This is a genomic window from Tessaracoccus lubricantis, from assembly GCF_039544535.1.
GTDB lineage: Bacteria > Actinomycetota > Actinomycetes > Propionibacteriales > Propionibacteriaceae > Arachnia > Arachnia lubricantis.
Genome location: NZ_BAABLV010000018.1, coordinates 35267 through 55489 on the forward strand (window position 1 = coordinate 35267; position 20223 = coordinate 55489).

The 20223-nt window shown below is 70.9% G+C and carries 14 protein-coding genes; 9 read left to right on the plus strand and 5 right to left on the minus strand.

The features are described 5' to 3' along the window. Positions 1-269 precede the first annotated feature (269 nt). Genes argG through ABEA30_RS05605 form a run of 4 tightly spaced genes read left to right on the plus strand, consistent with a single transcriptional unit; the run spans position 270 to position 5022 of the window. Complete coding sequence (gene argG / locus ABEA30_RS05590) at positions 270-1742, plus strand: argininosuccinate synthase (RefSeq protein ID WP_345580236.1); 1473 nt, start codon at positions 270-272, stop codon at positions 1740-1742. Between the two features lie 52 nt (positions 1743-1794). Then, on the plus strand, positions 1795-2136 hold the full coding sequence (locus ABEA30_RS05595) for a hypothetical protein (RefSeq protein ID WP_345580239.1): 342 nt from the start codon (positions 1795-1797) through the stop codon (positions 2134-2136). Then, on the plus strand, positions 2129-3301 hold the full coding sequence (locus ABEA30_RS05600; protein ID WP_345580241.1) for a glycosyltransferase family 4 protein: 1173 nt from the start codon (positions 2129-2131) through the stop codon (positions 3299-3301). The genes ABEA30_RS05595 and ABEA30_RS05600 overlap by 8 nt, the downstream gene beginning before the upstream one ends. Then, on the plus strand, positions 3298-5022 hold the full coding sequence (locus ABEA30_RS05605; protein ID WP_345580244.1) for a glycosyltransferase family protein: 1725 nt from the start codon (positions 3298-3300) through the stop codon (positions 5020-5022). Before ABEA30_RS05600 ends, ABEA30_RS05605 begins: the two co-directional genes overlap by 4 nt. Here ABEA30_RS05605 and ABEA30_RS05610 read toward each other — a convergent pair. Continuing rightward, positions 5006-6808 carry a hypothetical protein gene (locus tag ABEA30_RS05610; protein WP_345580247.1) on the minus strand — a complete coding sequence of 601 codons (1803 nt, stop codon included), beginning with the start codon at positions 6806-6808 and terminating at the stop codon, positions 5006-5008. The genes ABEA30_RS05605 and ABEA30_RS05610 overlap by 17 nt on opposite strands. A 258-nt stretch (positions 6809-7066) precedes the next feature. Between ABEA30_RS05610 and ABEA30_RS05615 the strand changes: the two genes are divergently transcribed. Next, positions 7067-7609, plus strand: coding sequence for a WhiB family transcriptional regulator (locus tag ABEA30_RS05615; RefSeq protein WP_345580250.1), 543 nt, complete (start codon positions 7067-7069; stop codon positions 7607-7609). Between the two features lie 111 nt (positions 7610-7720). On the opposite strand, the gene ABEA30_RS05620 is transcribed toward ABEA30_RS05615, so the two are convergent. Both ABEA30_RS05620 and serS read right to left on the minus strand, forming a co-directional pair. Continuing rightward, positions 7721-8527, minus strand: coding sequence for an HAD family hydrolase (locus ABEA30_RS05620; protein ID WP_345580253.1), 807 nt, complete (start codon positions 8525-8527; stop codon positions 7721-7723). A gap of 231 nt (positions 8528-8758) precedes the next feature. Next, entirely contained in the window at positions 8759-10027 is a 1269-nt protein-coding gene (serS, locus tag ABEA30_RS05625; RefSeq protein ID WP_345580256.1) for a serine--tRNA ligase, read from the minus strand. Between the two features lie 137 nt (positions 10028-10164). Here serS and ABEA30_RS05630 point away from each other — a divergent pair, with 137 nt between their 5' ends. Further along, a complete protein-coding gene (locus ABEA30_RS05630) occupies positions 10165-11355 on the plus strand; it encodes an MFS transporter (RefSeq protein WP_345580259.1) in 1191 nt (396 codons plus the stop codon). After that, positions 11319-12236, plus strand: coding sequence for a diacylglycerol/lipid kinase family protein (locus tag ABEA30_RS05635; RefSeq protein WP_345580262.1), 918 nt, complete (start codon positions 11319-11321; stop codon positions 12234-12236). The genes ABEA30_RS05630 and ABEA30_RS05635 overlap by 37 nt, the downstream gene beginning before the upstream one ends. On the opposite strand, the gene pheA is transcribed toward ABEA30_RS05635, so the two are convergent. Beyond that, positions 12233-13147, minus strand: coding sequence for a prephenate dehydratase (gene pheA, locus ABEA30_RS05640; RefSeq protein ID WP_345580265.1), 915 nt, complete (start codon positions 13145-13147; stop codon positions 12233-12235). The genes ABEA30_RS05635 and pheA overlap by 4 nt on opposite strands. Positions 13148-13248: 101 nt before the next feature. Here pheA and ABEA30_RS05645 point away from each other — a divergent pair, with 101 nt between their 5' ends. After that, entirely contained in the window at positions 13249-14541 is a 1293-nt protein-coding gene (locus ABEA30_RS05645) for a S8 family serine peptidase (RefSeq protein ID WP_345580268.1), read from the plus strand. A 4-nt stretch (positions 14542-14545) separates the two neighbouring features. Here ABEA30_RS05645 and eccCa read toward each other — a convergent pair whose 3' ends face one another. Beyond that, on the minus strand, positions 14546-18613 hold the full coding sequence (eccCa, locus tag ABEA30_RS05650; RefSeq protein WP_345580271.1) for a type VII secretion protein EccCa: 4068 nt from the start codon (positions 18611-18613) through the stop codon (positions 14546-14548). Between the two features lie 71 nt (positions 18614-18684). Between eccCa and eccD the strand changes: the two genes are divergently transcribed. Beyond that, positions 18685-20115, plus strand: coding sequence for a type VII secretion integral membrane protein EccD (eccD, locus tag ABEA30_RS05655; protein ID WP_345580274.1), 1431 nt, complete (start codon positions 18685-18687; stop codon positions 20113-20115). The last annotated feature ends 108 nt before the right edge of the window (positions 20116-20223 follow it).

The window sequence follows — 20223 nt, forward strand, 5'->3', positions numbered from 1 at the left end:
CAAGCCCAAGAGGTCCTTAAGCACACCGTCGGACCCCGGACCACCCTCACCACGTCGCAGACCTAAGCCAACGTCGCAGACAGTCCTCTGTCTGCGACACCACCGGCCGTCTGCAACGACAAGCCACCGTCTGCGACGACGGGCCCAAGGTCTGCGACACCACCGGCCGTCTGTGACGACGGGCTGAGGTCTGCGACGACCAGCCCAAGGTCTGCGACGACGGGGGCGTAGTGAAGCACAACCCCCACCACACCCCGAGGCGCCGCCGCATGGGTGGGACGCCGCACGACTGCCCCGACCCGTGCGGCTACAGTGGCGCCGTGGCTAAAGTTCTCACCTCCCTGCCCGTCGGCGAGCGCGTCGGTATCGCGTTCTCCGGTGGCCTCGACACGTCCGTCGCCGTCGCCTGGATGCGCGAAGCCGGTGCTGTGCCCTGCACCTACACCGCCGACATCGGTCAGTACGACGAGCCCGACATCGAGTCCGTCCCCGGACGTGCGCTGGAGTACGGCGCTGAGCTTTCCCGCCTGGTCGACTGCCGTCCTCAGCTCGTCGACGAGGGCCTCTCCGCCCTCGCGTGTGGCGCCTTCCACATCCGCTCCGCGGGCAAGGCCTACTTCAACACCACGCCGATCGGGCGCGCCGTCACCGGCACGCTGCTCGTGCGCGCAATGGCCGAGGACAACGTCTTCATCTGGGGCGACGGCTCCACCTACAAGGGCAACGACATCGAGCGGTTCTACCGCTACGGCCTGATGGCCAACCCGCAGCTGCGCATCTACAAGCCGTGGCTCGACGAGGAGTTCGTGCACCAGCTGGGTGGCCGCGCGGAGATGAGCGCCTGGCTCACCGAGCGCAACCTCCCCTACCGCGACTCCAAGGAGAAGGCCTACTCCACGGACGCCAACATCTGGGGCGCCACGCACGAGGCCAAGACCCTGGAGGACCTCGACGTCTCGCTCGAGACCGTCGAGCCCATCATGGGTGTGAAGTACTGGGACCCGTCGGTGGACATCGACACCGAGGACGTCTCGATCCGCTTCGAGCTGGGTCGCCCGGTTGCCATCAACGGCACCCGTTTCGACGACGCGGTCTCGCTCGTCATGGAGGCCAACGCCATCGGTGGCCGCCACGGCCTCGGCATGAGCGACCAGATCGAGAACCGCATCATCGAGGCCAAGTCGCGCGGCATCTACGAGGCACCCGGCATGGCGCTGCTGTGGATCGCCTACGAGCGCCTGCTCTCGGCCATCCACAACGAGGACACCCTCGCCAACTACCAGAGCCAGGGCCTGCGCCTCGGCCGTCTGCTCTACGAAGGCCGCTGGCTGGACCCGCAGTCGCTGATGCTGCGCGAGTCGATCCAGCGCTGGGTGGCCTCCGCCGTCACGGGCGAGGTCGACCTGCGCCTGCGCCGCGGCGACGACTACACCATCCTCGACACCCGCGGCCCGCACCTCAGCTACCAGCCGCACAAGCTGTCGATGGAGCGCGTGGAGGACGCCGCCTTCGGCCCGACGGACCGCATCGGGCAGCTGACCATGCGCAACCTCGACATCGCCGACTCCCGCGAGAAGCTCGAGCTCTACGCCCAGCAGGGCACCCTGCTGGCCGGGCACGCCGACCTCATCGGGCAGCTGGAGCGCGGCGGAGCCGCGGCGATCGCGGAGCTGGGCGCCACGGGCCCGTCGGACGTCGACGAGGCCGTCGAGCGCGCCTCGATGGACACCGGCACCGACTGACCGGCCGGCCGCGCCAGGCCGTCGGCCTGGGGCCGCTGGTAGAGTGCCGCGCGTGGATTCGGATTTGGTGACCCTCCAACAGGCAGCCCAGGACAATGAACGGCTGCGGAAGGCACTCGTGGCTGAACTCGAAGGCATGCGCGGCGAGATGACGACCCTGGTCGCGGAACTCGCCTCGGCCAGGGACGACGCCCGCGTGATCGCCGAGCGGCTGGTTGAGCGCGACATCGCCTACGACGAACTCCGCGACAAGCTATCCGAACAGGAGGCGGTGAACCGGGAGTCGCTCGAGACCATCGCCGCCCAGAAGCGCCACATCGAACGCCTCAAGAAGCAGCTCAGCCGGCCCGTGCGTGCGCTGGCGAAGAGGGCACTCGGGCGCGGGCATGGCTGAACCCGTCCGCTGGGAGCAGTTGCTCGCCGAAGACCTCGACTTCGCCGTGGTCGCCCCCACCTATCCCCGCGCCTGGCGCCACGGGGGCGAGTTCATCCGCTCCCGGGTGCACGCCTACGTCGCCCAGGGCCTCAAGGGCGCCGTGATCGACACCTCCGGCAAGGGACCCCGCATCCTCGAGGCCCGCGACGCGGCCACGGAGATCTTCGTCGCGGAGCCCGAGCAGCTGCCCGCCGCGCTCGACGTCCTGCAGCGCCGCGGCGTCCCCGTCCTCGCCCACTCCCCCAGCCCTGTCGTCTCGGGGATGTTGCAGGATCGGCTCCCCGACCTGAGGCTGATCGTCTGGTACCACGGGTACGAGGTGCGCGACTACCGCAGGCTCTCCGCCAACTTCACGACGGCCGACCTGGCCCAGCGACGAACCACCCTGGACGGACTCAACCGCGTCCGCTTCCAGGCCGCGCGGGGGCTCTTCGCCTGCCCCGATGCCGCCGTCGTGTTCGTCTCGGAGATGCAGCGCCAGAACTCCCAGTGGGACGTCGGCGTCGAGGCGGTCAACTCCCACGTCATCCCCAACCACATCGACACCTCATTGTTCCGGCCCCGTGAGCGGCGGCCGGACGAGGTGGGCCGCATCCTCCTGATGCGCAGCTTCGAGCAGCGCAACTACGGCAACGACATCGCGATCAAGGCGATCGACCTGCTGAAGTCCCGCCCCGGGTTCTTCGACCTGCAGTTCACGGTCCGCGGCTTCGGCCGACTCTTCCAGCGCAAGGTGGCCACGCTGCACGGCCTGCCCAACGTCACCGTCGAGAACCGCTACTCCAGCCCCGCGGAGATGGCTGCGCTGCACTATGACCACGGCGTCTTCCTGTGCCCGTCGCGCTACGACACCCAGGGCGTCATGCTGGGCGAGGCCATGTCCAGCGGCATGGCCACCATCACCAACCCGGTGGCCGCCATCCCCGAGTACACCGACTGGTCCTGCAGCCTCCTGCCCAGGCCGGACGACCCCCGAGCGTTCGCCGACGCGATCTGGTACCTCGTCGAGCACCCACAGCTGCTGCCCGAGATGTCCCGCAACGCCTCGGCCCGCGTCGAACAGCAGTGCGGGCTCGACGCGACCATCAACCGCGAACTCGAGCTGATCAGGACCTTCGCATGACGCTCTACTCCCCGGTGGTCTTCACCGACGACCCGGCCGTCGCCGCGCAGTCGTTGGCGCGCGGATGGCGGGTGGTCTCCCGGCACCCCGACAACCCGCAGGTCATCCGCCTGACCGGCAACCCCGTCCTGTGCGGCATCCCCCAGCCCACGATGAACATCGCCACCGGGTCGCTCGACGCCACGTCCACACCCGTGTGGAACTACGTGCTCAACTGGCTGGGCCAGCACGTGCCGCGCCCCTTGCCGGTGGTGGCGCCCAACGACTGGCTCACCGAGTTGGCCCTGTGGGCGGCGGGTTCGCGCGGGTGGCCCTTCGGTGTGCTGCTGACCGAACAGCCGGTGCTCTCGCCGCAGGCCATCGCGCTGATGACGGCGGCGGAGGGCTTCTTCATTCCCGACGCCGGCGTCGGCGAGGCCTTCACCCGCAGCTGGCCGGCCCCCGTCCGCGAACTGGAGGACGCCACCCTGGTGGACGTGTCGCCCCCTTCGCCCGTGCCGAACCGCAAGGCCCTCGAGGGGGTGACCCGGGTACTGCTCGTCGCCTACTACGGCGGCCCCTCCCCCACCGTCGGCGTCCAGCGGGTCAACTACTGGTTCGAGCAGATGGAGGAACTCTCCGGCGGAACCGTGACCGTCGACTACGCCGTCGCAACCCCGTGGCCCGACGCCCCCGGCCACGTGCACCGGGTGCCAGACCTCTGGACGGGCAATCTCGTGGTCAACGGGTCCCCCCTGGGCCCGGCCGCCACCACCCTGCTCGAGGACGGATTGAACCGCCCCTACCCGTACACGCGTCAGGTGGCCGGCTTCTGGACGTGGGCGCTGGAGCGCTACTTCACTCCGCGCGACGACGAGTACGACGTCGTGATCCTCTCCGGCAACCCGTACCCCTACTTCGACTTCGCCGCGTTCGCCCGCCGCACATGGCACGCCCGGGTGATCCTCGACTACCGCGACCCCTTCGTCGGCAACCCCCGACACAAGTGGGGAGCCGAGGCCAGGAAGGACGCGGAGTACCTGGAGGCGGGCTGGAACCTCGACGCCGACGTGGTGACCGTGGTCAACCAGGGCTGCAAGGACGTGACGGTCCGCGGGAGCGCGCAGACCCGCATCGAGATCGTGCCCAACGGCTTCGACGAGCGCGTCGCGTCACCACCGCTGTTCGACCGCGAACCGGGGTCACCGGTGCGGTTCTCGCACGCCGGGCAGATCTACCGGATCACCCCTCCAGACTCGCTGCTGAAGGCGATTGCGGGGACCGACATGGAGTTCCACCAGATCGGCGCCCCGCAGGCCGAGGACTTCGGCGCCCACGTCGTGCTCCATCCGCGCGTCCCGCGGGAGGAGGCGCTGCGGCTCCTGTCTGCCACCGATTGCGGCGTGACGTTCGTGGGGGAGTCCGGCATCGAGACGCCCACGAAGATGTTCGACTACCTCGCCCTGGGCCTCGACGTGCTGATCCTGCACCGCGACAAACTCGAGGGCACCGCGATGTGGGACATGCTGCACGGTGTCGACGGCGTCTACTGGGTGCATGACGACGTCGACTCGGTCCGAGAGTTCCTGACAACCTACGAGCCGCGGCGCCACCGCGACCCCGATCGAGCCGCGCCGTTCATGCGACGCTCGTCGACCCTCCGCCTGATCGAACTGGTCCGGGAGCTGGGCGACCACAGCTTCACGCCGCCGGAGTCGTTGCGCGCTATCGCCGAGCGCTGAGGCATCCGGCCACCAGGTCGGCGGGCTCCCGCGGGGCCCACACCTCCAGGGTGAACGCGCCCGAACGCTTCGGGGCGGCCTCGGTGGCCACGAGCCCGTAGTCGGTCGGGAACGCGATGCCGAGGTCACCGAGCACCTCCGGGTCGATGGCCCGCGCGCCATCCGGGCTGACCAGCAGCCACGACTCCCCGGTGCGTTCGCACGGTGTGTGCAGCGCCAACTCTCGGGCGAGGCGGTCCCTGGAGCCGGGGTAGCGGCCGATCACCCACGAGTCGGCCGTGGCGCGGGCCTGCAGGTGGTAGACGAGTCCCGGGGACTCGCCGGTGAGATCCAACACGGGCATGCCCGGGCGGAACCCCGCGTCGGCCATCGACGCGGCCACGGAGTCGAGGTACCTGGCCATGTCGGCCGACAGCAGGACGTCGCCGCGGCCCGCGAGGGGGTACGGCACGTCCTGGGCCCCCAGTGGCTCCTGCCTCGGCGCGGCACCGGCGGCTGCGTTGAGGCACAGCACGGTGGCCAGCAGCCACACGGCCCCGACGGCCGGCAGCGAGCGCTCGCCCTTCGCGACGGCGCCCACTCCGACCAACGAGCTCGCCAGCCAGCAGAACGCGGCGGAGCCGGCCAGGGCGACGGTGCTGTAGTGCGTGGCGAAGGCGTAGGCAAACGGGAGGAGCCAGAGTGCGCCGACGGCGGCGACCGCGCGGCGACCCATCCCTCGAGCGGCCACGAGCGAGGCGACGGTGACCCCGGCCCACAGGAAGAACGCGACGGTGGCCGAGCGCCCGACACGGCCCGTCAGAGGGGTCGCGCCAGCGACCCCCGCCCACACGGCGGCGCCTGCCGCCGCGACGCAGACGGCCACCAGCGCTGCGGGAGCGAGGCGGCCGGCCCGGCGCAGTAGCACCGCGGCGGCGAGGAGTACGGCGAGGCCGGCTCCCCAGACGATGTCGGCCTGCTGCCAGTTCAGGTCGTAGGTGAAGGTGTTGACCAGGGCATCGAGTGCAGAGCGCTGCGTCTGGAGGCTGTACAGGTGCAGGCCCTCCAGCACGCGTTCGACGAACGTGACCGGGTTGCCGTCGATGGCCAGCGCCATGGCCAGGAACGCGGCCACCGCCGTCCCGGCCGCGATGCCGATCCCCTTCCAGAACCAGGTGCCGGCGACGAGGAGCGCCAGGATGACGATGACGAGCAGCAAGGCGCCCGCCGTCGGTCGCGACGCGAAACACAGCACGCCGCCGAGCCCGAGGAGGACCCAAGGCCAGTGGCGCAGCTGGTGGCGCCCGGCATCCCGCGGGCCGGGGAGCAGCATGCCGGCCAGCGCTGCCCCGGCCGCCAACAGCCCGAACATCCCCAGCATGTTGTAGCTGGGCGTGAAGAACACCGACTGCGATCCGACCGCCAGCAGCACCGACGGCGCCAACAGCGCACCCGTCAACAAGCTGCGGGCCCGCCCCAGGCCGAAGGCCCGACGCAGCACCGCGGCGAAGAAGCCAGCCCCCGCCAGGAGCAGCAGGGCGACGGTGATCCGCCGCGTCAGGACGAGGTCCTGCCCCAGGAGCTCCCACAACGGGTGGAAGAAGAAGGCGAACTGGGTACTGGCCCATGGCCAGTCCCATGGCGACGTCATCCAGGTGAGGTACATGCCCTCGTCGGTGAGGTCCAGGCCCCGCGCGCTCATCCACCAGGCCCTCGCGAGGATGGCGACGTCGGCGGCCAGCAACGCGACCAAACCGACCCCGGCCCAACGTGACCCGGGGTGGGTGGCAGACTCTCTATAGGACACGGCGACATCCTATGAGTACTCACCCCGGCACGAGTCATCGCCAAGGGGAACAGTGCACTGCCGCCCTTGTCAGACGCATTTGACCGCGTTGTGACCGAGTAAGCCGAGCACCTTCACTGAGCATCGGTACTCAGACCCACCCACGCCGGATACCCAGCAAAGACGGGTAGATCCCCCCACGCCTCAGGCCCCCATCGACGGCGCTTTACCGACAGTCTTGAACCAGCACTCCTACAGGGGATCTACGGAAGGGCTGACATGACTGAACCGACCACCGCCTGCGTGGCCTACTCGAACGTGTACCTGCACCCGCTGCTCGACGACGGCACCGCGCCGACATCGCGCGGCGAACGCCGCGAACAGCAGATGCTGCGCTCGCAGGCAGAGAAGATGTGCGCCGGTTGCCCGCTGCTCGCCCAGTGCCTCACCGAGGCCGTCGTGAAGTTCGACGTCTCCGGCTTCGTCGCGGGCACCACCAAGCGTCAGCGCCAGGAGATCCGCGCCCGGCTGGGCGTCACCGTCGCCGCTGAGGACTTCGACACGTTCGCCGGCGTCAACTCCGGCCGCCAGTTCGACCGCTACGAGATCCACCGGATGCGCGCCGCCAACCCCGACCAGCCGCTGAGCGCCATCGCCGCGAAGGTCGGCTGCTCGGTGTCCACGGTGAAGCGTCACCTGCGCCGCATCGAGGCCGAGGGCGGAGTTGCCCGCCCGGTCCAGAAGAAGAACCCGACGCCGGCCCAGATCATGGCCGTCGCCAACGACGTCAAGCGCGGCACCCGCCGGGTCGCCGCCGCCTGACGCCCCCACAGACCGAAAGGGCCGCCCTCTCCCCCAAGGGTGGCCCTTTCTTCCTGTCCGGGTGGTTTCGACACCGAGCCCGCTCCCCCGTCGCGGGGGCTCGAGCCAGGGTCAGGCAGCGCCCTCGGTCTCCAGGACGGGGAACCAGAGGTTGAGCTCCTCGACGACGCCGAGTTCCTCGAAGCCGCCGGTCACCGCATCTGCAGCGGCCTTGACCTCGTCGGGTGCGTCGCCCATGGCGACTCCCCGTCCGGCCCATTCGAGCATCTCGATGTCGTTGCGGCCGTCGCCGATCGCCAGTACCGACTCACGGCCGATGCCGAGGTTCTTGCAGACCATCTCGAGCCCGAACGCCTTGTCGATCCCCTTCGGCGCGATGTCCAGCCAGGCGGACCAGCCCACGAAGTACGCGACCTCCTGGAGGCCCAACTTGCCGACCATCTCGCTGAACGCCTCCTCGGTGGTCTCAGGGTCACGGATGATCACGCGTGAGACCTCCTCGGTGGCCAACTGCTCGACCGGCACCACCTCGACGTTGCCCAGCAGCTCGCCGGGTGGGAACTCCTGCGACACCCGCCAGTGCAGCCCGTCCTGGACGGCGATGCGCGCGTGCGGCGCGATTTGCGTGACCTGACGGATCACGTCTGCCGGGTCGAACCGCGTCTCGTGGCGGATCTCCAACTCGGGGTAGGTGACCACCATCGCGCCGTTGGCCGACACGTGCCAGCCGTCCGGCAGCTCCAGGTGGTCGGCGATGGGCTGCGTGGCCAGCCACGAGCGGCCGGTCGACAGGACGACGGTGACCCCCCGGTCAACGGCCCGGCGCACTGCGGCGCGCACCTCGGCCGGCATCACGCCGAATGCGTCGACGAGCGTGCCGTCGATGTCCAGCGCAACAAGTTGTGGTGTGAATTCCATGGCGTTGCCTCTCTTCCCTGCCTTCAGGGACGCCTGGTTGCTTGATGTGTTACCCGATCAAGCATGCCACTGCCGGGTGAACAAGCGGTAGACGGAGGCGAAACGCGAGGAGTCCGACGACGGTGGGCCCTTCGTCGTCGCTGACTCGCAAGCTCGTAGGCGACGCTCAGGGACCAGCTCGTAGGCGACGCTCAGGGACCAGCTCGCAGGTGACGCTCAGGGACCGGACGCTCAGGGGACGAGGGCCTCGCGGCCGCCGAGGAACGGGCGCAGGGCCTCCGGCACGTGGATCGAGCCGTCGGCCTGCTGGTGGTTCTCCAGCAGCATGATGATGATGCGGGTCATCGCGCAGAGGGTGCCGTTGAGCGTCGCGACGGGGCGCACGCCGTCGTCGAAACGAGCGCGGATGCCGAGGCGGCGGGCCTGGAACTCGGTGCAGTTCGACGTGGAGGTGACCTCGCGGTACCTGTTCTGGGTGGGCAGCCACGCGTAGCAGTCGTACTTCCGGGCGGCGCTCAGGCCGAGGTCACCGGAGGCGACGTCTAGCACCTGGAACGGCACCTCGAGCGCGGTGAGGAAGTCCTTCTCGTAGCCCAACAGCTTCTGGTGCCACTCCTCCGCGTCCGCCGGGTCGCAGTGGACGAACATCTCCACCTTGTCGAACCAGTGCACGCGGAAGATGCCGCGCGTGTCCTTGCCGTGCGAGCCGGCCTCACGGCGGAAACACGGCGAGTAGGCGACGTAGCGGCGCGGGAGCGTGTCGGCCTCGAGGATCTCGTCGGAGTGGTAGGCGGCCAGCGCCACCTCGGAGGTGCCCACGAGGTAGAGGTCGTCTGCCGGCAGGTGGTAGACGTCCTGCGCGGCCTGGCCGAGGAAGCCGGTGCCCTCCATCGCCGACGGGCGCACCAGCGCCGGCGGGATCATCGGCGTGAAGCCCCATTCGGCCGCCTTGCTCATCGCCAGGTTCAGCAACGCGATCTCGAGCTGGGCCCCGATGCCCGTCAGCACGTAGAACCGGGAGCCGGAGATCTTGGCGCCGCGCTCCATGTCGATGGCGCCGTGCAGTTCACCCAGCTCGAGGTGGTCCTTGGGTTCGAAGCCCTCGGCCGCGAAGTCGCGGGGGGTGCCGACGGTCTCCACCACCACGCCGTCGTCCTCGCCGCCCTCGGGCACGCCGTCGATGACCAGGTTGCCCACCTGCTTCATCAGCTCGTCGAAGCGGCCACCGGCGGCGTCGGCGTCGGCCTGCAGCTGCTTGACGTCCGCGGCCAGCTGCTTGGTGCGAGCCAGGAGCTGGGCCTTCTCGTCGCCCTGCGCGCGTGCCACGTCCTTGCCGATCGACTTCTGTTCGGCGCGCAGCTGCTCGTACGAGGCGATGGACGAGCGACGCAACTCGTCGGCGGCCAGCAGCTCGTCGACGAGTTCCACCGAGTCGCCCCGGAGCGCCTGCGAGCGGCGGACGCGGTCGGGATCCGAGCGGAGCACCTTGGGATCAATCATGTGCACACTCTAGCGAGCCGACGGCGACGCCAGCGTGCGGGACGACGCTGCCGGCGGGCGGTGGACAGCGCGTCGGGGCCTGCGCATTTCCGCCCGGGGATAGGGTGTTCAGGCAGGACCGGCGGAGAGGCGGACACGTGACCAAGGCGGAGCGAAGGCAGCCGATCCCGGCCGAGATCTGGGTGCTGGTGGCGGCGGCGTTCCTCATCGCGCTCGGCTTCGGCATCGTCGCGCCGATCCTCCCGCAGTTCGCGGCGTCGTTCGACGTCGGCGTGATGGCCGCCTCCGCGATCGTGTCGGTCTTCGCCTTCGTCCGGCTCATCTTCGCCCCCGCCGGCGGCGCGCTGATCGGCACGTTCGGCGAGCGGCGCATCTACCTGTGGGGCCTCAGCATCGTCGGGCTCTCCAGCGCGCTGAGCGGCCTCGCCCCCGACTACTGGACCCTGCTGCTGTTCCGCGGCTTGGGCGGCATCGGCTCGGTGATGTTCACCGTCTCGTCGATGGGCCTGCTGGTGCGCCTGTCGCCGCCGGCCCAGCGCGGCCACACCGCGTCGCTGTACGGCTCGGCGTTCCTGCTCGGCAACATCTTCGGCCCCATCCTCGGCTCGGCGCTGGCCGGGCTGGGCCTACGGGTGCCGTTCTTCCTCTACGCGGGGGCGGTGTTCGCGTCGGTGCTGGTGGTCATGGTCTTCCTGCGCCGCGACACCGGCGGGCCGGACCTCGCCGGGCACGCACAGCCCAAGATGACGCTCGGCGAGGCGATGGCGCTGCCCTACTACCGCGCACTGCTGGTGACGGGCTTCGCGCACGGCTGGTCGAACTTCGGCGTGCGCATCGCCCTGCTGCCGCTGATGGCCGCCTCCGTGCCCACCATCGGCGCGGCGGCCGCGGGCATCGCGCTCACTCTGTTCGCCGTCGGCAACGCGGTGACGCAGCAGGCCACCGGGCGGCTGATCGACCGGATGGGGCGCCGGCCGTTCCTCGTCATCGGGCTGGGGCTGTCGGCCCTGGTGACGCTGCCGTTCGGCTGGTTCGACACCATCGGCTGGTTCCTCGCCCTGTCGACGCTGGCCGGCGCGGGCGCGGCGTTCATCGCGCCGGCGTCGCAGGCGCTGCTGGCAGACCTCATCGGCTCCAACCGCAACGGCGGCCAGGCGCTGTCGACCTTCTCGATGGCCACCGACCTGGGCTCCATCACCGGCACGCTGCTCGCCGGTGCCATCGCCGACCTGCTCGGCTTCGGCTGGGCCTGGGCCGTGACCGCGTTCGTGCTCGCCTCCGCCGTGGTGCCGTGGCTGCTGGTGAAGCGCCCGAGGGCCGCAAGGTGAGGGTCGCGGTCATCGCCAACCCCGCCACCATCGGGGACGAGGAGCGCTTCCGCGCCACCATCGACGGTGAACTCGGGGCGCGGGGCCTGCCCGAGGCCCGGTACCTGCTGACCACCGTCGAGGACCCGGGAGCCGGCCAGGCCAGGGCCGCGCTGGAGGACGGCGCCGACCGCGTGCTCGTCGCGGGCGGCGACGGGACCGTGCGCATGGTGCTCGGCGCGCTACGCCGCACGGGGCTGCCGGTGGGGCTGCTGCCGTCGGGCACCGGCAACCTGCTGGCCCGCAACCTCCGGCTGCCGCTGCGGCTGCGCCCGGCGCTGGTCAAGGGCCTCTTCGGGCGCCCGCGGCAGTTCGACCTGGTGCGCTGCACAGACCTCGACACCGAACGCCAGGGCTACGCGGCCGTGATGGCCGGCCTGGGCGCCGACGCCGCCGTCGTGGCGGGAGCCGACGCCCGCCTCAAGCGGTTCGGGCAGCTCGGCTACGTGCTGGCGGGGCTACGGCACGTCCATGCGCGGCCGGTGGCGAGCCGTGTCGCCGTCGACGGTGAGGTGCTCGCGCGTGACGCCTCGCTGGTCACCGTCGGCAACCTCGGCGAGCTCCGCGCCGGGGTACGCCTGCTGCCGCACGCGGACGGCTCCGACGGCGTGCTGAACCTGCTGGTGGCCTCACCCCGGCACACCGGCGACGTGCTGCGCATGATGGCCGGCGTGCTGCTGCGGGCCGACCGTGAGCCGTTCATCGACCGCAGGGCCGGCCGCGACATCGTGGTCGACTGCGCCCAGCCAGTGCCGTGGCACGTCGACGGCGACGTGCTCGGCTCCGTGCGTCGCGTCCGGTTCGAGGTGCTGCCGGGGGTGGCCCGGGTGGTGTCGGCCTAGCCCAGGTACGGCGAGCCGAGGCTCTCCACCCAGGCGGCCGCGGCGTCGTAGGAGTCGTCGGTGAAACCGTCGGCGATCTTCGGCCGGGACTGGTCCGCGCGGGCGTAGGAACCCAGGAAGTGGACCCGCGGGCAGACGCGGTGCAGGCCCTCGAGCGCCTCGCCGACGCGCTTGTCGTGCAGGTGCCCCTCGACGTCGATGGAGAAGCAGTACGAGCCCAGCGTGGTCTTCGTCGGGCGCGACTCGATCCGCGTGAGGTTCACGCCGCGCACGGCGAACTGCTCGAGGATCTCCAGCAGCGCGCCGGAGTGGTCCTCGCGCATGTAGGCGACCAGCGTGGTCTTGTCGGCGCCGGTGCGGTCGGCGACGGGCCCGGCCTTGCCCACCTCGACGAAGCGGGTGACGGCGCCCGGGTTGTCCTCGATGGCGTAGGCGAGCTCGGTCAGGCCGTAGGTCTCACCCGCCACGCGGGCACACACGGCCGCGTCGTAGCGCGACTCGGGCCGGGCGACCTCCGCGGCTGCACCCGCCGTCGACCCGGCCTCGGTGACCTGCGCCAACGGCACCCGCTCCGCGAGCCACTGCCGGCACTGGGCGGCGGCATGCCCGTGCGTCAGCACCTGGCGCACGTCCTCGAGCCGCGTGCCCTCGCGGGCGTACAGCCCGAACTCGACCGGGATCACGATCTCGGCGCGGATCGCCAACGGCTCGCCGGCGATCAGTTCGTCGAGCGTGGCCGACACGCCGCCCTCCACTGAGTTCTCGATCGGCACGACGGCGCCGCGGACCTGCCCGCGACGCACGGCGTCGAGCGCCTCGCGGACGCTGGAGAAGGCCACCGCCTCGTCGTCGGTGATCGTGCGCAACGCCTGATGGGTGAACGTCCCTGCGGGACCGAAATATCCGAGCACCTGCCCATCCTCCCCCTCAGCACCCGTGCCCGCCAACCGGGCCCCGCAGCTGGACGCCCGCGGATTCGGGCGTGGACCGGCCTGCGGCTACCCTGACCCGCGTGAAGCGATACCTCTGGCGGGCCGCCGCGAGCGCGGTGGCGGCGGGCGTGCTGCTGTCCAACGCCGCCGTCGTGGCCTCCGCCGAGGAGCCCGACGTCTTCCGGGCCTCGCGCTGCGACTTCAACCAGCCCACGCAGGAGGGCCAACTGCTCGACGCGTGGCACCTGCAGCGCCTGCGCATGGAGGAGGTCTGGCCGCTGGCCACCGGCAAGGGCGTCACCGTCGCCGTGATCGACACCGGCGTCAGCACCGACGGCAGCCTCTACTACGCGCCGGACCGGGTCAGGGCCTTCGACTTCGTGGGCGTCAGCGACGACGAGCGCGACAAGAAGGTCAAGGTCGACTGCCTGCACGGCACGTTCGTGACGTCCCTGCTGGCGGCCGGGCTGCGCCCCGACGGCGGGTCGGTCAACCCGCTGACGAACTTCGCCGGCATCGCCCCCGACGTCGACGTCCTCGCCTACCGCGCGCTCGCCCACTCGGCGCTCCCGCCTGAGGAGGGCGGGCAGGCGCCGCCGCCGGAGTCGCTGGAACCGGCGGTCAACGCCGTCAACGCGGCCATCGACGCCGGCGCCGACATCATCAACCTCTCGCTCACGGTGCAGCGCAACGTGCCGTTCTTCGACGAGTTCGAGGCCGCCATCAACCGCGCGGTCAGCGCGGGCATCATCGTGGTGGCGGCCGCCGGCAACGGCGACCAGAACGTCGGTCCCCTCTTCCCCGCGTCGTTCCCCGGCGTGGTCGCCGTGGGCATGAGCACGGAGCAGGAGTCGGCCCACCGCATGTCGTACGCGTGGTCGGAGGCCGAGATCGGCGCGCCGGGTGCCGGCATCGTCGGGCTGGCGCCGTCGCAGCCGGACCTCAACGCCACGACGGCGAACCAGGCCTTCCACCTCGACACCGGCACGTCGTTCGCCGCCCCCATCGTCAGCGGCGTCATCGCGTTGATGCTCGACTACGACCAGGCCATGGGCCGCGAACGGGCCACGGCCGAAGAGATCGTCACCCGGCTGCAGGCGACGGCGGACCCGCCGCCCGCCTCGGCGCCCGACAGGCAGCTGGGGTGGGGCATCGTGAACCCGCTGCGCGCCCTGATGGACACCCGGCCCGCGCCCATGTCGACGGAGGCCGCGGGGTTCACCGCGCCGCCGCCGCCCACCCCGGAGGCCGAGCCCGTCGACGCCCGCATGCCGGTGCTGGGGCTGGGCGTCGCCGTCGGGGCCGTCCTCGCGGTGGGGCTGGGCGTGGTGGCCGCCATCGCGATCCCCGCCGCCACCCGCCGCGCCCGCTGACCGCTCAGTCGTTGATGGACGGCAGCTGGGCCGTCTGGATGAGGCCCTTGAACGTGCGGGTGACCAGCGTGCCGCGGCCGGGGGGCATGGGCGAGCCCTGCACGTCGCCGTAGAGCTTGCCCTCCTCCTTGTTGCCGCTGAGGATCAGCGCCGGGTTGACGGCGTCCTTCATCTTGGTGATCAGCGGGTCGCCGAACACCGCACGGCTCGCGCCACCGAAGGCGCGGGTCATGATGATGTGCAGGCCGATGTCGCCGGCCTGGTTGATGAGGTCCGAGAACACCGCCATCGGGTTGCCCGACTGCGTGGCCACCAGCTCGTAGTCGTCGACGATGAGGAACACCTCTGCACCCGTCCACCAGGAGCGGTCGCGCAGCTGCTGCTGCGTGACGTCCGGGCCTGGGAGGCGGGCGCGGACGGCCTCCGCCGTCTGCTGCAGCATCGGGGTCGCCGCAGAGGCCGACGGGTAGTAGCCGATGAGGTGGTCGGTCTCGACCTCACCCAGGAGCGAGCGCCGGTAGTCGACAATCATGATCTTGGCCTCCTTCGGCGTGAACCGCGTGGTGATGCCCTTGAGCAGCACGCGCAGCAGGTTCGACTTGCCGGATTCGGGCGCGCCGAACACCACCAGGTGCGGTTCGGTCATCGTCTCGAGGAAGACCGGCGCCAGTTCCAGCTCGTCGATGGCGAACGGGATGCGGCGGTCCGCCGGGTCGTGGCCGACGACGGGCAGCTCGCCGAACTCGAGGCTCTCCGGCAGCATGCGCACCTCGGCGGCGCGCGGGCCCTTCCATGCCCGGTTCACGGCCTCGATGAACTGGCGTTGGCCGGCGGCCACGTCGTCGGCGTCCTCGACCGAGTCGATGCGGGGCAGGCCGATCAGCGCGTGCAGCCCGCCCGCGGTGATCGAGCGGCCGGGGCGGCCGACGGGGATGGCGCCCTGGAGCTTTCGGTCGACCTCCGAGTCGAAGGCGTCGCCGAGCTTGAGCTCGATGCGCGACTGCAGCGCGTCCTTCGTCGCCGCACGCACCTCCATCCACTTCGACGCGCTGACCCACACGTGGATGCCGAAGCCCAGGCCGCTGTTGGCCAGGGTCTGGATCTGCGGTTCGAGGTTCTCGAACTCGGTCTTGAGGGTGGCCCAACCGTCGACGACGAGGAACACGTCGGTGGGGAAACGGTCCGCCGGCACCGAGCCGTCACGACGGCCCTGGCGGTACGTGGTCATCGAGTCGATGCCGAGTTCCGCGAACTGCGCCTCTCGCGCGGAACGCAGCGACATCAGCTCGGCGACGGTGCGCCGCACGCGGTCGACGTCGAGGCGGCCGGTGACCGAACCGATGTGGGCGAGGTCGCGCATCGAGGTGAGCGCGCCACCGCCGAAGTCGAGGACGTAGAAGCCCACTTCCTGCGGGGTGTGGGTCAGCGCCAGCCCGGCGATGGCGGCGCGCAGCGCCATCGACTTGCCCGACTGCGGGCCGCCCACGACGCCGAGGTTGCCGCCTGAGCCGGAGAAGTCGATCCACCAGGGGTCGCGACGCTGTTGCCGAGGCCGGTCGATGAGCCCGACGGGGGCCTGCAGCCTGCCGCGCATGCCGGGCTCGGCGACCTGGAGGCCCCGCGCGTCGACCTCGGCGAGCCCGCCGAGCAGCTGGTCCATCGTCGGCGGCTCGTCCAGCGGCGGCAGCCACACCCGGTGCGCGGGCCAGCCGTGGCCCTTGAGCCGGGCGACGGAGATGCTGAGCAGCGTCTCGTCCTCGTCGTCGCCGTCCTCCTCGGCCTGCTCCTGCGCCGGGAGGGCGGCGCGGGCCGGCTCGGCCGCCGGTTCGGGCGCGGGCGGCTGGACGGGCATGACGTAGTCGACGGTGAACTCGAGCACGGGCGGGGTCCAGGACCTGGGCTCGATGACGAGGTCGTCGAGCGGGCTGTGCTGCTGCGGTGCGGCGACCGGCTCGGAGCTTCCGTGCCACGGCCCGGAGACGTAGGCCGCCTTGAACCTCGTCATGCCGGTGGTGTCGTACTTGAGGTAGCCGTTGCCGGGCGGGGTGGGCAGCTCGTAGGCGTCGGGCACGCCGATCACGGTGCGCGATTCCGCGGGTGAGAAGGTGCGCAGGGCGATGCGGTAGCTCAGGAACGTGTCGAGGCCGCGCAGCTTGTTCTCCTCGAGGCGCTGCGAGGCGAGCAACTGGTGGACGGCGATCGAGCGGCCGACGCGGCCGATCTGCACGAACAGGTCGATGAACTCGGGCCTGGCCGACAGGAGCTCCGAGAACTCGTCGACGACGATGAACAGGCTGGGCATCGGGGGCAGGTCGGCGCCGTTCTGGCGGGCCGCCTCGTAGTCCTCGCGGTTCTTGAAGTTGCCGGCGGCGCGCAGCACCTCCATGCGCCGGTCGAGTTCGCCGCCGATGGCGTCCTGCATGCGGTCGACGAGGCCCAGCTCGCCCTCCAGGTTGGTGATGACGGCCGACACGTGCGGCAGGTGCTCCAGGCCGAGGAACGTGGCGCCGCCCTTGAAGTCGACGAGGATGAAGTTGAGCTGTTCCGTGGAGTGCGTCATCGCCAGCCCCAGCACCAGCGTGCGGAGGAACTCCGACTTGCCGGAGCCGGTGGCGCCGATGCAGATGCCGTGCGGGCCCATGCCGCCCTGCGCCGACTCCTTGATGTCGAGCTCGACGGGGCTGCCGTCGTCGGCGGTGCCGAACGGGATGCGCAGGTGCTGGCGCAGCGGGCGCGGCCGCCACGCCACGCGCGGGTCGAGCGTGAGGGGGTCGCCGACGCCCAGCATGCTCGGGTAGTCCTTCGGCGCCTCGAAGACGACCTCGGCCGGGCCGTCGTCGGCCTGCACGCCGGCGGCCAGCACCGGCATCCGGTACGGCGACATCGCCCGCGCGAGCATCTCGCAGTAGACCACCGGCACGTCGTCGGGCCGGCCGAAGGGCGTCTGCGCATGCGGCGTGCGGGTGGTGCGGCGGTGCAGGACGACGGTGTCGCCGCGCACCTCGAACACCGCCACGCCAAGCTCGAGGGCGCGGGGCACCTCGCGGTTGCCGGTGACCTCGATGGTCACGGCCCTGGTGTCGGGCGTGACGAACTGCTGCGAGGCGACGCCCTCCACGCCGTCGGAGACGATCACGGCCAACGACGGAGGGTTGTCGCCGCCCTGGGCGGAGGTGGCCATCTGGGACAGCTCTCCGGCGCCGGTGGCGAACATGCGGACGGGGCCGACGCCGTCGGATTCCGTGGGGTGGTGGAGGTGCGGCAGCCACTTGACCCACTGCCACGACGGCTGCTGGGCCTGCTCCGCGGCGACCATCAGCGCCACGTCGGAGGGCGCGTGCCACGTCACCAGTTGCGCGACCATCGAGCGGGCCAGCGCGCGGCAGCCTTCATCGTCGCCGACGAGCTGGATGGCGCGGAAGCCGCGCAGGTCGACGGCAAGGGGCACCGACTGGATCACGCGGTGGGTCCGGATGAAGCGGCGCAACGCGCCGGTGGTGAGCGGTTCGAGGTCCTCGATGGGCTGCGACTCCGGCGGCGTGATGCGCTTGGCCGACTGCTGCCGGCCGACGGAGACGCGCACCGACCCGAAGTCCTCCGCGTCGGGCCGCCGCTCCCACATCCGCATGCCGCCGACGACGGTCCACAGCGAATCCGGCGACGGGTGGCGGTAGGCGACCGATTCGCGCTGCTCGTCCGCCGTCCGTGCGAAGTTGCGGCGCACCTGGCCGAGGTAGCGGAAGTAGTCGCGGCGGTTGGCGTCGAGCTGGGCCGACTGGTCGTCGTTCTGGCGGCCCACCTGCGAGAGCATCATGCCCATCATCGACACGGCGTAGAGGCCGCCGATGACTCCGCCCAGCGCGCCGCGGCCACCGCCCATGCCGCCCATGTTGAACATCATCAGGCCCATCGCCAGGCCGCCGGCCACCATGGGCAGCATGCGCAGGAGGTTGCCGAACGGCTTCGACGCCGCGGGAGGTGGGATCTCCGGGGGCGACTCCAGCAGCAGGTCTCCGCGCGGCATCGCCGGGGGCGACACGCGCTTCGGCCGGTGGAACGTGATCTGGCCCATGGGGGTACAACTTAATCGACCGGAGGGGCAACGCGGCCCGCTTGCGCCTGCCGCCCGTTAAGGTATCCGACGTGAATACCCCGGCCGAGGAAGATCTGTCGCGCGTCACGGTGATCTCGAGCAGCCGTCGCGTGGATCTGGCCTTGCCGGGCTCCGTTTCGCTCAGCGAGTTGCTGCCGAGCATCCTGCGGTTCTCCGGCCTCGAGTCGAACAACCCCACCGACGCCGTGCATGCCTGGGTGCTGCAGCGCTTCGGTTCGGACCCGTTCGACCTCTACACCCCGGTGAACAAGCTCGGCATCCGCGACGGCGAGACCCTCCACCTGCGGCAGCGCGAGAACGCCATCCCCGACGCGGCCTTCGACGACGTGGTCGACGCCGTCGCAGGCGCCACCAACTCGCGTCCCTCGTGGCAGGCCGCGCACTCCCAACGCGTGGGCATCACGTTGATGCTGCTGGCACTCATCGGCATCCCGCTGCTGATCATCCTGGGCCAGCCCCCCATCGACCTGGCAGAGGCCCGCTTCGACCCCTCGCTGCGCCTGCCCATGGCGCTGGCCGTCGGCGTCACCGGCTTCCTGGGCTTCGCCGCAGCCATCGGCTCCATCGCACTGGCCCGCGCGGCGGGCGAGAGGCGCACCGCGGCCGCGCTGGCCTGGGGCAGCGTCGCGCTGGCCGGCATCACCGGCTGGTTCCTGCCGGACCCCATCTCGGAGATCGTGCCGCTGGCCGTGCGGATCATCCTGGCCGCCAGCCTCGTGCTGATCGCCGCCGCCACCTGCGCCCTGGCCGCCAGCGTCCATCCCATGGCGCTGTTCAGCGCGGCACTGGCCGCGCTGCTCGTGGTGGCCGGTTCCAGCTTCATGCTCCTGTTCCCCGGCCGCGACGTCGAGGTGGCCGCGATCGCGGTGACCGTGACGTCGTTGCTCACCACGTTCCTGCCGACGCTGGCGTACCGCATCGCCGGCATCGCGCTGCCCAACCTGCCGACGACGGCGGAGGGCATCCTGGCGGACGAGACGCCGGTGCAGTCGGACATCGTGAAGCGGGCGCTGTTCGCCGACCGCCTGCTGGGCGCGATGTTGGCGGCGATGTCGGTGGTGACGGTGCTGGGCGCCTTCGTGGTGATCAGCCAGGCCACGATCTGGTCGACGATGCTCGTGCTGTGCATCGGCTTCGCCTACGTGCTGCGCGCCCGGGCCTTCGTCGGCTTCACCCAGCGGCTGGCGCTCCTGCTCGGCGGCGCGATCACCGTCGTCATCGGCCTCTACGCCATCGCGATGGGCCCGGTGCAGTCGCTGGCCGGGATGGTCACGCTCTTCGCCGTGGCGCTCGTGCTCACCTACGTCTTCGCCCACTACTCCGCGGCGCTCTACCAGCGCATCATGGCCCCCACCTGGGGCCGCTGGGGCGACATCCTGGAATGGGTCGCGATCATCGGGATCATCCCCGCCCTCCTGGGCGTGCTGAACCTGTACGAGTACTTCAACACGCTGCTCTGACCGAATTCGCCCCCTGAGCCGGCCGCCCGGAGTCGTTCCCTGAGCCTTGATCCACCGGTTCTGGTGGGTGGGGTGGATGGACGTGTTGTGGGTGTCTGGCTGGGGGTG